General features: G+C 69.8%; 10 protein-coding genes and 2 tRNA genes. 3 read left to right on the forward strand and 9 right to left on the reverse strand.

Going from position 1 to position 13,028, the window contains the following annotated elements:
- Window positions 1-36: 36 nt before the first annotated feature.
- A tRNA-Ala gene (locus tag ASD48_RS37180) sits at window positions 37-109 on the reverse strand.
- 180 nt (window positions 110-289) lie between these two features.
- On the opposite strand from ASD48_RS37180, the gene ASD48_RS37185 reads away from it, so the two are divergent.
- On the forward strand, window positions 290-838 hold the full coding sequence (locus ASD48_RS37185) for a DNA-binding protein (RefSeq protein WP_020130633.1): 549 nt from the start codon (window positions 290-292) through the stop codon (window positions 836-838).
- A 166-nt stretch (window positions 839-1,004) separates the two neighbouring features.
- Window positions 1,005-3,107, forward strand: coding sequence for a serine/threonine-protein kinase (locus ASD48_RS37190; protein WP_057606294.1), 2,103 nt, complete (start codon window positions 1,005-1,007; stop codon window positions 3,105-3,107).
- On the opposite strand, the gene ASD48_RS37195 is transcribed toward ASD48_RS37190, so the two are convergent.
- Both ASD48_RS37195 and ASD48_RS42900 read right to left on the reverse strand, forming a co-directional pair.
- Window positions 3,071-4,477: a hypothetical protein gene (locus ASD48_RS37195; RefSeq protein ID WP_242432844.1), complete on the reverse strand. Its 1,407-nt coding sequence runs from the start codon at window positions 4,475-4,477 to the stop codon at window positions 3,071-3,073. The genes ASD48_RS37190 and ASD48_RS37195 overlap by 37 nt on opposite strands.
- A gap of 182 nt (window positions 4,478-4,659) precedes the next feature.
- Entirely contained in the window at window positions 4,660-4,788 is a 129-nt protein-coding gene (locus tag ASD48_RS42900; protein ID WP_003999697.1) for a DLW-39 family protein, read from the reverse strand.
- 349 nt (window positions 4,789-5,137) lie between these two features.
- Between ASD48_RS42900 and ASD48_RS37200 the strand changes: the two genes are divergently transcribed.
- Window positions 5,138-5,503: a DUF6344 domain-containing protein gene (locus ASD48_RS37200; protein ID WP_057606295.1), complete on the forward strand. Its 366-nt coding sequence runs from the start codon at window positions 5,138-5,140 to the stop codon at window positions 5,501-5,503.
- A gap of 143 nt (window positions 5,504-5,646) precedes the next feature.
- On the opposite strand, the gene ASD48_RS37205 is transcribed toward ASD48_RS37200, so the two are convergent.
- From ASD48_RS37205 to gyrB, 6 genes are all read right to left on the reverse strand, one after another.
- Window positions 5,647-6,000, reverse strand: a complete 354-nt coding sequence (locus ASD48_RS37205) for a VOC family protein (RefSeq protein WP_057606296.1) — start codon at window positions 5,998-6,000, stop codon at window positions 5,647-5,649.
- Between the two features lie 137 nt (window positions 6,001-6,137).
- Window positions 6,138-6,947, reverse strand: a complete 810-nt coding sequence (locus ASD48_RS37210) for a maleylpyruvate isomerase family mycothiol-dependent enzyme (protein ID WP_057606297.1) — start codon at window positions 6,945-6,947, stop codon at window positions 6,138-6,140.
- Between the two features lie 239 nt (window positions 6,948-7,186).
- A tRNA-Ile gene (locus tag ASD48_RS37215) sits at window positions 7,187-7,260 on the reverse strand.
- Window positions 7,261-7,383: 123 nt separating this feature from the next.
- Window positions 7,384-8,175, reverse strand: a complete 792-nt coding sequence (locus ASD48_RS37220) for a DUF3566 domain-containing protein (protein ID WP_057606298.1) — start codon at window positions 8,173-8,175, stop codon at window positions 7,384-7,386.
- An 18-nt stretch (window positions 8,176-8,193) separates the two neighbouring features.
- On the reverse strand, window positions 8,194-10,788 hold the full coding sequence (gyrA, locus tag ASD48_RS37225) for a DNA gyrase subunit A (RefSeq protein ID WP_057606299.1): 2,595 nt from the start codon (window positions 10,786-10,788) through the stop codon (window positions 8,194-8,196).
- A 42-nt stretch (window positions 10,789-10,830) separates the two neighbouring features.
- Window positions 10,831-12,915, reverse strand: a complete 2,085-nt coding sequence (gyrB, locus tag ASD48_RS37230) for a DNA topoisomerase (ATP-hydrolyzing) subunit B (RefSeq protein ID WP_057606300.1) — start codon at window positions 12,913-12,915, stop codon at window positions 10,831-10,833.
- Window positions 12,916-13,028 lie beyond the last annotated feature (113 nt).

Genomic DNA, 13,028 nt, shown 5'->3' on the forward strand with positions numbered 1-13,028 from the left:
CCACCTGCGTTTCCGCAGGTGGGCGGGGTCTTTCCGTGGAGCCTAGGGGAGTCGAACCCCTGACATCTGCCATGCAAAGACAGCGCTCTACCAACTGAGCTAAGGCCCCGCAAGAGACGTCCGGTCGGAAAACCTCGTACCGCCGGGCGCCGCAGACCAGAGTACCGGGTCACCCGGGGTATCTCGCAAAAAGATTGGGGGTCCCCGCGGATGACCACTCTCCGTAAGATGCTCGGACGCGGTTCGCTACAGCGAACCGCGGTTTCTGGGGAAGCGATGGGGAGACGCAATGGACGCCGCACAGCAGGAAGCGACCGCGAGAGCGCGGGAACTTCAGCGGAACTGGTACGGAGAGCCGCTGGGGGCGCTCTTCCGTAAGCTCATCGACGATCTTGGTCTCAACCAGGCTCGTCTCGCTGGGGTACTGGGACTCTCGGCGCCGATGCTGTCGCAGCTGATGAGCGGTCAGCGGGCGAAGATCGGCAACCCGGCCGTGGTGCAGCGGGTGCAGCTGCTCCAGGAGTTGGCCGCCCAGGTCGCGGACGGCAGCGTCAGCGCCGCCGAGGCGACCGAGCGCATGGACGAGATCAAGCGGTCCCAGGGGGGCTCGGTGCTCAGCAACACCACACAGACGACGAGTGGTTCGGGCGCGCCCACGGTCAAGCGGGTCGTCCGCGAGATCCAGTCCCTGCTGCGCTCGGTGGCCGCCGCCGGCGACATCATCGACGCCGCCGACACTCTCGCCCCGACCCACCCGGAACTGGCAGAGTTCCTCCGGGTGTACGGCGCCGGCCGTACCTCCGACGCGGTCACGCACTACCAGTCCCACCAGAACTGAGCCCTCGGCCCGGTCGCCGAAGGGGGTTCGGCAGCCGGGCAGTCGGCAGCTCGGGGGACAGCGGAACGCAGCGGGGCTCACGGGGGTCGTATCACTCATCACGGGGGAAGCAGAGAGGCAGAGGGGGAGACCCGAGCGGGACCAGGGGGAGGAGCGACGCACAGCCATGGGTGAGGTCTTCGCCGGACGGTACGAACTGGCCGATCCGATCGGTCGCGGAGGGGTCGGTGCGGTCTGGCGCGCCTGGGACCACCGCCGCCGCCGTTACGTGGCCGCCAAGGTGCTCCAGCAGAGCGACGCGCACGCGCTGCTGCGCTTCGTCCGCGAGCAGGCGCTGCGGATCGACCATCCGCATGTGCTCGCGCCCGCCAGCTGGGCCGCCGACGACGACAAGGTCCTGTTCACCATGGATCTGGTGGCCGGCGGCTCGCTGGTCCATCTCGTCGGCGACTACGGCCCGCTGCCCCCGGTCTTCGTGTGCACGCTGCTCGACCAGTTGCTCTCCGGGCTCACCGCGGTCCACGCGGAGGGTGTCGTGCACCGCGACATCAAACCCGCCAACATCCTGCTGGAGGCCACCGGTACGGCCCGGCCGCGCCTCAGGCTCTCCGACTTCGGCATCGCGATGCGGCTGGGCGAGCCCCGGCTGACCGAAACCAACCTCGTGGTCGGAACGCCCGGTTACCTCGCCCCCGAGCAGATGATGGGCGCCGAACCGGACTTCCCCGCCGACCTGTTCGCCGTCGGCCTGGTCGCGCTGTATCTGCTGGAGGGGGCCAAGCCGGACGCCAAGGCGCTCGTCCAGTACTTCGCGGAACACGGGACTCCGGGCGCCCCCAAGAGTGTGCCGGAGCCGCTGTGGCAGGTGGTCGCCACCCTGCTCCAGCCGGATCCGCAGGCGCGCTTCCGTACGGCCACGGGGGCCCGCAAGGCGCTCGCGGCGGCCGTCGAGCTGCTGCCCGAGCCCGGCCCCGACGACGAGCTGATCGAGATCTTCGACCAACTCGGCCCACTGCCCCCGGGTTTCGGCCCCAACGGCCCACCAAGACGGCCGAGTCCCCGCAACTCGCCCACGCCCCAACCGAACACCACCCCCACACAGGGCCACCCACACACCCCACCCGACCCGGAAGGCCCGCACGCCCCACCCGACCGGGACGGCCCGCACTCCCCGCCAGACCCGGGCGGCCCGCATCCCCCACCCGACCCCGGTGGCTCGGGCGTCACATCTGACCTCGGTGGCTCGGGCGTCACATCTGACCTCGGTGGCTCGGGTGCCACACCTGACCCAGGGCGCCCGAACACCTCACCTGAGTCCGCCCGCCTCGGCGCCACACCTGATCGAGGCCGGCCGCACACCCCGCCCGAGTCGGCCGGCCTCGGCGCCGCACCCGGTTCGGGTCTGCCGGACGGCGTGCCCCGGTCGGCCGGCCGGGGCACCGGCCCGCTGCCCGCCCGTCCGGGAGGGGCCCTCGGTGCAGCCCCTGCGGGCACCGGATCCCTCCCCTCCGGTCCAGCGACGCCCGACGCCCCTGCCCGTCCGGGCACAGGCGGCCTGCCCTCCCGGCCGGACGGAACACTTGATCCAGCCCGCCCGGGCACAGGCACAGGCACAGGCACAGGCACAGGATTGGGTACCGGCACGGCGTCGGGCGTCGGCAGGGGTGTGGGGCCCAGCACCGGTGCCGGGATGGCGTGGTCGGGCGGGGGATCCGTACCGGCCGCGCCAGGACATGCTCCGGACTCCGCGCCGAACGACCCACGGCAGCACCCGGATTCGACACCTACGGATCCGCGTCGGCCCACGCCGCCGACGCCACGGCCGGCCACCTCCGCGCCCGCCTCCGCACCCCCTCCCTCCATGTCGGACACCGGCAGCTTCCACCTGCCGCCCCCCCGACCGGCGGTCGGCCCCTTCACCGCACCCGGAGCTCCGGAGCCCTCCACTCCGTATCCCCCCGCCTACGCGCCGACGCCGGGCCCCATGGCCGCGCCCCCGTACGAGCCCACCTTCGTGTTGCCCACCCGCGGCCGGAACGGCGAGGCGTCCACGGCCTCCTACACCGCGCACGACCCGCAGGCCTTACCAGCGTCACCAACCCCGCAGGGCCCGTCCGCGCCGCAGGTCGTCTCGCCGCACGGCCGGCGCCGAGGGCATCGTGCCGCCCGCCGTGGGCGTCCCGGTCCGCCCGCCAGGGTCGCGCTGCCGCTGCTGTTCCTCGCGCTGGCCTGCTACGCCGTGGGGTTCTGGGCGTTGACGCGTATCTGAGCCGCCGCCCGGCGGCGGGCGGTCAGCGTCCACACCCCGAGCACCATCAGCAGCACGCTTCCGGTGCCGATGCCGCCCACGGCGACCGCCTTCATCGCGGGGTCGCCGCCCGACGCTCCGTCACCCGAGGCGCCGGCGCCCGCCAAGTCCCCGCCCCCCGAGGGCACGGGGTCAGGCGCGCCGACGTCGAAGAACCCGCGCGGCACCGACTGCCGCACGTACCCCGGACCGGCCTGGGCGCGGCCGCCGAGCCGGACGCGCAGGGTCAGCCCGTACGGCCCCTCACCGAAACGATCGGCGACCTGCGCGGCGAGGTGCACCACCAGGTAGTACGAGCCGGCGAACCGCAGGGACTTCGTCGGCTCGGTGGGGGCGTACCGGTTGGCGTATCCGACCGGCGGGACCGGGGGCAGCGAGGCCGACTTCTGGCTGCCGCCGTACCCGATGCCCGTTTCCTTGACCGAGGCGCGCACCGGGTTGTAGAGCGTCATCTCCAGGGCGTCGACCACGTACCCGGAGTTCTTCTCCGCGCTGCCCAGGTCGACGGTGGCGGACAGCTGCTGCCCCCAGTCGACGGGCACCTTGTAGAAGAGGGTCTGCCCGGGGACGATCTCGTCGCTCCGGACTCCCTGCTTCACGGCGGCCGCCTCGGCGAAGCCCGCCCCTCCCCGGACGGAGACCGGCTCGTCCACGGGCGGCGTGGGCGTGGACGAGTCCCACACCTCGGGCGCACGCGTGGCGGCCGCCTTCCCCAGGGGCGCCTCGGAGACGGGCGCGAGTTCCAAATCCCAGGTCCCGCCGCCGGAGAGGTCCGTGTCCTCGTCACCACTGCCGGAGCCACTGCCGCTGCCGGAGCCGGTGCGCTCGACTACGACGTAGTACGTACCGGCCTTCTGGCACAGCCCCTTGCCCGGCAGGAGTTCGCGCGCTCCCCAGGCGGTGAGCGGCTGCGGGCTCCCGGCTGTTCCGACGGTCACGGAGTCGGAGGAGCAGGTGACGCTGTCGGCGTCCTGCACGGAGACGCCGATCCCGTCCCCGGCGGAGAGCACGGCTCCCGCGCGCGGGATCGCCGTGACGGAGACGTACACGTCCGACGTGCCGTCGAGTTCGAGGCGGTAGTAGGCCTTGTCCTCGTCCTGGAGGGAACTCCGGTACGTGGCACCGGGTTCCAGACGGGCGGCGCCGGTGGTGCCCGTCGTCGCGGGGGCGCTGCGGACGTCGTCGGCGAAGGCGTACGACGGGACGTCCGGCGCGGCCACGGCGACCCGCACGGGCAGCACCGCCGACGACACGCAGAGGACCGCTCCTACGACCGCGCTCCGCACGACGGCCCGCCACACGGCCGCCCCGCGCCCCGTACGCCGGCCCATCGACCCCGCCCCCTCGCCTTCGACCGAACGTGGGCCATCCTCCCCCGCACGCGCGCGTGCCACCCCCGCATTCCGTACGAGCGTCCGAAAAGCCCGCCTCTAACCGGGGTCCGGGGGATCCGCAACACAAAACCCCGACCGCGAGCGGCGGCCGGGGTCTGCTCAGTCTTCGGTATCGATACTCACGAACCCGTGGGCACGGAGTCAGTCGCCTCCGTCCACAGATCCTGCTCGGCGCGATCCGCCTGGATCTGGCGGTACACGAGGAGCCCGCCGATGGCGGCCAGTGCGACCAGGAGAAGCTTCTTCACCGCGCGACCTCGTCTTTCCTTGACGTAGGGGACCTCTGGCGCCCGACTATACACACCGACCGATACCGATCGGTGACCTGCGTGCGCCCCTCAACTCCCGCCCTCGGCAGCGCAGTAGGAGCGGATCACACCACTCCGATCGGAGGGTGATCACACCCGTACGGACGGTGACGTTTGTCCGTCCTCATCCCATCTGATCCTTACTTCTCCGCTTTTAGAGCCCTTTGCGGCCATCCGGGTGGTGTTCATCAGAACAACGCCACGCCACGAGCGTCGGTCCACCACTTCGCGCCCTCCTTACACATCATGAGGAAAGTACGCAAATCGCCCAACCCGAAAGTGAGGGGCCATGCCCGAGAACCCGGTCAAGAAGCTGTGGACCGTCATCGTCACCGCCTTCCTCGCGCTGTGCACGGCGCTCGGACTGATCACGACGACCGCCACCACGGCGGCGGCGCAGACCGCTCCGACGCGCAGCAGCGAGAGCGTGACCACCGCGGACACGACGGCGTGGCCCACGGCCGCGGCTCCCTGGGTCTGGGCCCAAGCCCGCTCCCTGCCCCCCACGATGAAGCAGCGCATCCGCGCCGAGGCACACGGCAAGTCACCCAGCTGCCGCCACCGCGGCCTCCCGGACACGGAAGCGGCCGAGCACGCCACCGCCTCCTGCGACTCCGCGGACCCGGCCGAGCCGGCCACCCCGCTCCAGCGCTGAGCCCCCCGGCACGCCACGTGCCGCCTCCCCCGACGTAACGGCGAACTTGCGTACAGCCCGCACGAGCAGGCCCGGCAGCTCCCCAGGAGCCACCGGGCCTTCGCCGTGCCACGCCGCACTCGCTCGTCCCCGGTCAGGGGCTCTCACCCACGCCGCGGGCCGAGGACACAGAACTCGTTTCCTTCCGGGTCCGCCATGACGACCCACGACTGGTCACCCTGGCCGATGTCGACACGCTTCGCGCCATGCGCCTCGAGGCGAGCCACCTCCGCGTCCTGGTCATCGGGCCTGAAGTCGAGATGCAGCCGGCTCTTGCCCTGCTTGCTCTCCTCGAGCCGGACGAATTCCAACCCCGGCAGACGGTCCGGCTCCCGGCGGATCTCGAACTCGTCGTCGGAGGAGTGGACCACGACCCACCCGAGAGCGTCGGCCCACCACCGCCCCAGGGCCCCCGGGTCTGCCGAGTGAACGATTACCTGTTCCCATTCCAAGGTCATCCGCCGAGCCTAGGCCTACCCGAGCCCGGAGAACCGGCCTGAGAACCGGCCCGGGAACCCCTTCAACGACCGACGGCAGCCGTTCACGGCCGTTGAGGCCGGCCAGGAACGCCGAAGGCCCCCCGACAGCGCCCGTCCTACTCCTCCGGCTCCCACGCGCGGAGCAGGTCGAACAGGCCTGCGTCTCCCTCGATCTGCAGGGAGTCCGCCGGGATACGGTCGTAGACGAAGAGAACCAGCTCACTGGCCGTGCCGCTCACGGAGACGCCGGCCGCGTTCGGGCCCTCGTCGGCAGCGGCGACAGGCGTGGCGACAGGCGTGGCGCCGGGCACGGAGATACGGGTGGAACGTGCGCCGTCGCCGTCGACCGTGAGGCGCCAGGAGCGGCCCTCGGCGGCGTGGAAGTCGAAGGCGGTGGGCTTGTGCGGCCAGGCACCCGTCGTCGCGACGCAGGTGAACAGGAACTCCTCGACACCGTCGAGTGCCACCTCGTCCGGCAGCGGCTCCGGGGCACCCACAGTGACCTGGGCGTCGTAGGTGTGCACCGCCATCTGCTGGAGCTGGTGCCGGGCGACGGCACCACAGGTCTGCGGCGACTGGGACGCACCCCACCACGTCCAGCAACCGCGATCCGGGCCGGCCTCCCGCAGCGCGTCCACCAGTTGCTCCGTGGACTCCGCCAACCAGGCCGTCATGGCCTCGCGCTCCCGAGGCGCAGCCGGGGCGCCCTCTGGTTCGGACTTGGCCGGAGCAGGCCCTGCGGCGACGGTGGCGGCCCAGGCGCGGCGCCCCTCGCCGATGTGCTGCGCCAGATCGAACAGCGTCCACTCGGGGCAGGTCGGCACCTGCACGTCGAGGCTGGGTGCGGAGGCGACCACGGCGCGGAAGGCGCTCGACCGTTCGTCGATCAGTCGCAACAGAACGGGGAACGTAAGTGTCGTTGTCACGTGGACTCTCTATCACCGTGTTCCGATCATCGGACAGTGATTTTCCCAGCCGCGGCGACCAGTACGTGGCACGGTCCGGACGCCCGCGGCACGAGGCCGGACACCCGCGGCACGGGCCGAGCACCCTGGGCTGACGCCGTGTCCACCAGACCGGCTGCCCACGGCCGTCCGCCGCCGCTGGTGTCAGCCACTGATGTCAAAAGACCCCCGGACCGATGGTCCGGGGGTCTTCTCGCATGTGGGGCTAACAGGATTTGAACCTGTGGCCTCATCCTTATCAGGGATGCGCTCTAACCAACTGAGCTATAGCCCCGCCGCGCTCTGCGGTGTGTGTCCCGCGCGCTGACTCCTGAAGATTAGCGCACGACGTGGGCAGTCCCAAAATCGATAGTCGCGGGACGCCCAGCAGGGTTTGGAACCGCCACGACGGCAGAGGTCACTCGTCCTCGGCCAGCGTCAGCTCGACACCGCCGACGAAGCCCGCGGACAGGTTGTAGATGAACGCGCCGAGCGTCGCGAGCGCGGTCGCGAGGACGACGTCGATGACGGCGATGATCGACGTGAACATCAGGACGTGGGACAGCGACAGGAACGACTGGAGGTCGAAGCCGTTCGACTCGTTCGAGCCGGTCGCCTCCGAGACCGTGCTGCCGACCGTCGAGAAGACACCCATCGCGTCCATGACCATCCACAGGACGGCTGCCGCGACGATCGTGCAGATGCCCAGGGCGATGGAGAGCAGGAAGCTGACCTTCATCACCGACCAGGGGTCGGCCTTCGACACCCGCAGCCGCGCCTTGCGCACCCGGGGCGTGGTGCGGGCACCGGTCCGCGGACGCCGTACGGCGCCGGCCGCGGCCGGTGCCGCGGGGGCCTGGGTCGGATAGGCCTGCGGCGGGTGGTAGGGCCCGGCGGGCTGCTGCTGCGGCTGCCGGTCACCGGGGAGCGGCGATGCCTCCTGCTTGGCCTGCGTGCCTCTGGTGTCCGTCACGGTTCCCCCCTGGGATCCCTTCGATCCTTGCGTGTCGGTCGAGGGCGAGGGCGAGTCGCCCGCAGGGGGCTTGATGGCCTTCAGCTGGGTCGTGTGGGTGTCCGCCGCACGCCCTTCGGCACCCCCCGCGCCCCGCGCGTCGGTCGTACGCGCGTCCCCCGCCGGCGCGGCGGAGCCACGGCCGCCGCCGTTCTTTCCCGTACCGGCAGACGTACCGGCGCCCGTGGCTCCGCTCACGATGACTCTCTCCTCGTGCTACTCGGACGAGGGCGACTCACCCTCGTCCGTGCCGGTGGTCGTGGCTGCCTCGACGGTCTCGTCCACGGCGACCTCGCCGTCGACCTCCTCCGCCTCACGCCCCGCCTCGGCGTTACGTGCGATACCGACGACGGCATCGCGCTTGCCCAGGTTGATCAGTTGGACGCCCATGGTGTCACGGCCCGTCTCCCTGACCTCGTTGACTCGCGTACGAATCACACCGCCGGACAGCGTGATGGCGAGGATCTCGTCGGTCTCCTCGACCACCAGCGCGCCGACGAGCGAGCCGCGATCCTCGACGATCTTGGCAGCCTTGATACCCAGGCCGCCGCGACCCTGGACGCGGTACTCGTCGACGGCGGTCCGCTTCGCGTACCCACCGTCTGTGGCAGTGAACACGAACGTACCGGGTCGAACAACATTCATCGAGAGCAGCTGGTCTCCCTCACGGAAGCTCATGCCCTTGACACCCGAGGTGGCACGGCCCATGGGCCGCAGGGATTCGTCCGTGGCGGTGAACCGGATCGACTGCGCCTTCCTGCTGATCAGAAGCAGATCGTCGTCGGCCGAAACGAGTTCGGCTCCGATCAGTTCGTCGTCGGAACCGTCCTCCGTCTCACGGAGGTTGATCGCGATGACGCCACCGGCACGCGGCGAATCGTAATCCTTCAGAGGCGTCTTCTTGACCAGGCCGCCCTTGGTGGCCAGGACCAGATAGGGCGCCGCCTCGTAGTCGCGGATCGCGAGGATCTCGGCGATCGCCTCGTCCGGCTGGAAGGCCAGCAGGTTCGCCACGTGCTGGCCCCGCGCGTCACGGCCGGCGTCCGGCAGCTCGTACGCCTTCGCCCGGTACACCCGGCCCTTGTTCGTGAAGAACAGCAGCCAGTGGTGCGTGGTGGAGACGAAGAAGTGGTCGACGATGTCGTCTTCCTTGAGCTTCGCCCCGCGTACGCCCTTGCCGCCGCGCTTCTGGGAGCGGTAGTCGTCCGTCTTCGTGCGCTTGACGTAGCCACCGCGCGAGATGGTGACGACGATGTCCTCCTCGGCGATCAGGTCCTCGATGGACATGTCGCCGTCGTAGGGCACCAGCATCGTCTTGCGGTCGTCGCCGTACTTCTCGACGATCGCGGCCAGTTCCTCGCTCACGATGCCGCGCTGGCGGACCGGCGAGGCCAGGATCGCGTTGTACTCGGTGATCTTCGCCTGGAGCTCGTCGTGCTCCTGGATGATCTTCTGGCGCTCCAGGGCGGCCAGTCGGCGCAGCTGCATCTCGAGGATGGCGTTGGCCTGGATCTCGTCGATCTCCAGGAGCTCCATCAGGCCCGTGCGCGCGATGTCGACGGTGTCGCTGCGCCGGATCAGCGCGATGACCTCGTCGATGGCGTCCAGGGCCTTCAGCAGGCCGCGCAGGATGTGCGCCCGCTCCTCGGCCTTGCGCAGCCGGAAGCGCGTACGGCGGACGATGACCTCGATCTGGTGCGCCACCCAGTGGCGGATGAACGCGTCCAGCGAGAGCGTGCGCGGCACACCGTCGACCAGGGCCAGCATGTTGGCGCCGAAGTTCGACTGGAGGTCCGTGTGCTTGTAGAGGTTGTTGAGGACGACCTTGGCGACCGCGTCCCGCTTCAGGACGATGACCAGGCGCTGGCCCGTACGGGACGACGTCTCGTCACGGACGTCCGCGATGCCGCCGACCTTGCCGTCCTTCACCAGGTCGGCGATCTTCTGCGCGAGGTTGTCGGGGTTGGTCTGGTACGGCAGCTCCGTGACCACCAGGCACTGGCGGTTCTGGATCTCCTCGACCTCGACGACCGCGCGCATCGTGATGGAGCCACGGCCCGTGCGGTACGCCTCCTCGATGCCCTTGCGGCCGACGACGAGGGCGCCGGTCGGGAAGTCGGGGCCCTTGATGCGCTCGATGAGGGCGTCCAGCAGCTCCTCGTGCGAGGCTTCCGGATTCTCCAGGTACCACTGGGCGCCGGACGCGACCTCGCGCAGGTTGTGCGGCGGGATGTTGGTCGCCATGCCGACCGCGATACCGGCCGAACCGTTGATCAGCAGGTTCGGGAAACGGGCCGGCAGGACGGTCGGCTCCTGGGAGCGGCCGTCGTAGTTGTCCGTGAAGTCGACGGTCTCCTCGTCGATGTCGCGGACCATCTCCATGGACAGCGGCATCATCTTGCACTCGGTGTACCGCATGGCGGCCGCCGGGTCGTTGCCGGGAGAGCCGAAGTTGCCGTTGGAGTCCACCAGCGGCATCCGCATCGACCACGGCTGCGCGAGGCGGACCAGCGCGTCGTAGATCGAGGAGTCGCCGTGCGGGTGGTAGTTGCCCATGACGTCGCCGACGACGCGGGCGCACTTGTAGAAGCCCTTCTCGGGCCGGTAGCCGCCGTCGTACATGGCGTACAGGACGCGGCGGTGGACGGGCTTGAGGCCGTCCCGGACGTCCGGCAGCGCGCGGGAGACGATGACGGACATCGCGTAGTCGAGGTAAGAGCGCTGCATTTCCGTCTCGAGCCCGACGGGCTCGATGCGCATCACGACGTCGCCGCCCTCTTCAGGGGTGACGGGAGTGTTCTCGTCGGTCATTGCTGGTGAGAATCCTTTCTGGTGCGGTCAGCTGAGACCGACTCAGATGTCGAGGAACCGGACGTCCTTGGCGTTGCGCTGGATGAACGCGCGACGCGCTTCGACGTCCTCGCCCATCAGGACCGAGAACAGGTCGTCGGCCTGGGCGGCGTCGTCGAGGGTGACCTGGCCGAGGACGCGGTGCTCCTGGTCCATGGTCGTGATGCGCAGCTCCTCGGCGTTCATCTCACCGAGGCCCTTGAAGCGCTGGATCGAGTCCTCGCGCACGCGCTTGCCGCGCTGGCGGCCCATCTCGAGCAGCGCGTCGCGCTCCCGGTCGGAGTACGCGTACTCGATGTCCTCCCGGCCCCACTTGATCTTGTAGAGCGGGGGGCGGGAGAGGAACACGTGCCCGGCCTCGACCAGCGGCCGCATGAAGCGGAACAGGAAGGTCAGCAACAGGGTGTTGATGTGCTGGCCGTCGACGTCGGCGTCCGCCATAAGAATGATCTTGTGATAGCGGAGCTTGGAGATGTCGAAGTCCTCGTGCACACCGGTGCCGAAGGCGGAGATCAGCGCCTGGATCTCCTGGTTCTGGAGGATCTTGTCGATCCGCGCCTTCTCGACGTTGAGGATCTTGCCCCGGATCGGAAGGATCGCCTGGTACTGCGGGTTGCGGCCCGACTTGGCCGAACCGCCGGCGGAGTCACCCTCGACGATGAAGATCTCGCACTTGGTGGGGTCGTTCGACTGGCAGTCGGAGAGCTTGCCCGGCAGGGACGCCGACTCCAGCAGTCCCTTGCGGCGGGTCAGGTCGCGGGCCTTGCGGGCCGCCACGCGCGCGGTGGCAGCCTGGATGCCCTTGCGGACGATGTCCGCCGCCTCCACCGGGTTGCGGTCCAGCCAGTCGTTGAGGTGCTCGTAGACCGCCTTCTGGACGAAGGTCTTCGCCTCCGTGTTGCCCAGCTTGGTCTTCGTCTGACCCTCGAACTGGGGCTCGCTCAGCTTGACCGAGATGATCGCCGTCAGACCCTCGCGGATGTCGTCGCCCGTGAGGTTGTCGTCCTTCTCGCGCAGCAGCTTCTTGTCGCGCGCGTACTTGTTGACGAGGTTCGTCAGCGCCGAGCGGAAGCCCTCCTCGTGGGTGCCGCCCTCATGCGTGTGGATGATGTTGGCGAAGGAGTAGACGCCCTCGCTGTAACCGCTGTTCCACTGCATGGCGACTTCGAGGGAGAGGCTCTTCTCCTTGTCCTCCGCCTCGAGGTCGATCACCGTCGGGTGCACCGCTTCGCCCTTGCGGGAGTTGAGGTACTTCACGAAGTCGACGATGCCGCCCTCGTAGTGGTACGTGACGGTCTTGACCTCGTCCTTCTCGTCCGCACCCGCCTCGTCCGCCCCGGCGGTCGCCTTCGCCGACTCGCGCTCGTCGGTGAGTTTGATCGTCAGACCCTTGTTGAGGAACGCCATCTCCTGGAAGCGCCGCGAGAGCGTCTCGAAGGAGTACTCCGTGGTCTCGAAGATGTCGGCGTCGGCCCAGAAGGTGACCGAGGTGCCCGTCTCGTCCGTGGCCTCGTGCTGGACGAGCGGGGCCGTCGGGACGCCCATCTTGTAGTCCTGCGTGTGGCGGTGGCCGTCGGTCTTGACCTCGACCGCGACCTTGCTCGACAGGGCGTTCACGACCGAGACGCCCACGCCGTGCAGACCACCGGAGACCGCGTAACCGCCGCCGCCGAACTTGCCGCCCGCGTGCAGCACGGTCAGCACGACCTCGAGGGCCGGCTTGCCCTCGGACGCGACGATGCCCACCGGGATACCGCGGCCGTTGTCGATGACACGGACGCCGCCGTCGGCCAGGATCGTCACGTCGATGGTGTCCGCGTGGCCGGCCAGCGCCTCGTCGACCGAGTTGTCGACGACCTCGTACACGAGGTGGTGCAGACCGCGCTCGCCGGTCGAGCCGATGTACATACCGGGTCGCTTACGGACCGCGTCCAGACCCTCGAGGACGGTAATGGCGCTGGCGTCGTACGAGGTGGTGACCTCGCTGGACGGGGCGGCTGCCCCGCCGCTGGCGCCGGCGTCGGTGGACGGGATGTTCTCGTTGGGGTTGCCGGAATCGGCCACGAAGCGCCCTTTCTGGCACAGCACCAGCCAGGCTCGTCGGCAGGTTGCCGGAGCGGCTGCGGCATGTTGCGTTGGTAAGCCTTGATCGGCGTTGCTCAGCTTCTCCCGGGCGGTCCCCACGTTCGGGGCGGGATTGG

The organism is Streptomyces sp. Root1310 (assembly GCF_001426425.1).
Classification (GTDB): domain Bacteria; phylum Actinomycetota; class Actinomycetes; order Streptomycetales; family Streptomycetaceae; genus Streptomyces.

What these genes read in the sequence shown, in the direction of transcription:
- ASD48_RS37185 (WP_020130633.1), top strand. Translation starts at nt 290, where the DNA reads ATGGACGCCGCACAGCAGGAAGCGACCGCGAGAGCGCGGGAACTTCAG.
- ASD48_RS37190 (WP_057606294.1), top strand. Translation starts at nt 1,005, where the DNA reads ATGGGTGAGGTCTTCGCCGGACGGTACGAACTGGCCGATCCGATCGGT.
- ASD48_RS37195 (WP_242432844.1), bottom strand. Translation starts at nt 4,477, where the DNA reads ATGGGCCGGCGTACGGGGCGCGGGGCGGCCGTGTGGCGGGCCGTCGTG.
- ASD48_RS37200 (WP_057606295.1), top strand. Translation starts at nt 5,138, where the DNA reads ATGCCCGAGAACCCGGTCAAGAAGCTGTGGACCGTCATCGTCACCGCC.
- ASD48_RS37205 (WP_057606296.1), bottom strand. Translation starts at nt 6,000, where the DNA reads ATGACCTTGGAATGGGAACAGGTAATCGTTCACTCGGCAGACCCGGGG.
- gyrA (WP_057606299.1), bottom strand. Translation starts at nt 10,788, where the DNA reads ATGACCGACGAGAACACTCCCGTCACCCCTGAAGAGGGCGGCGACGTC.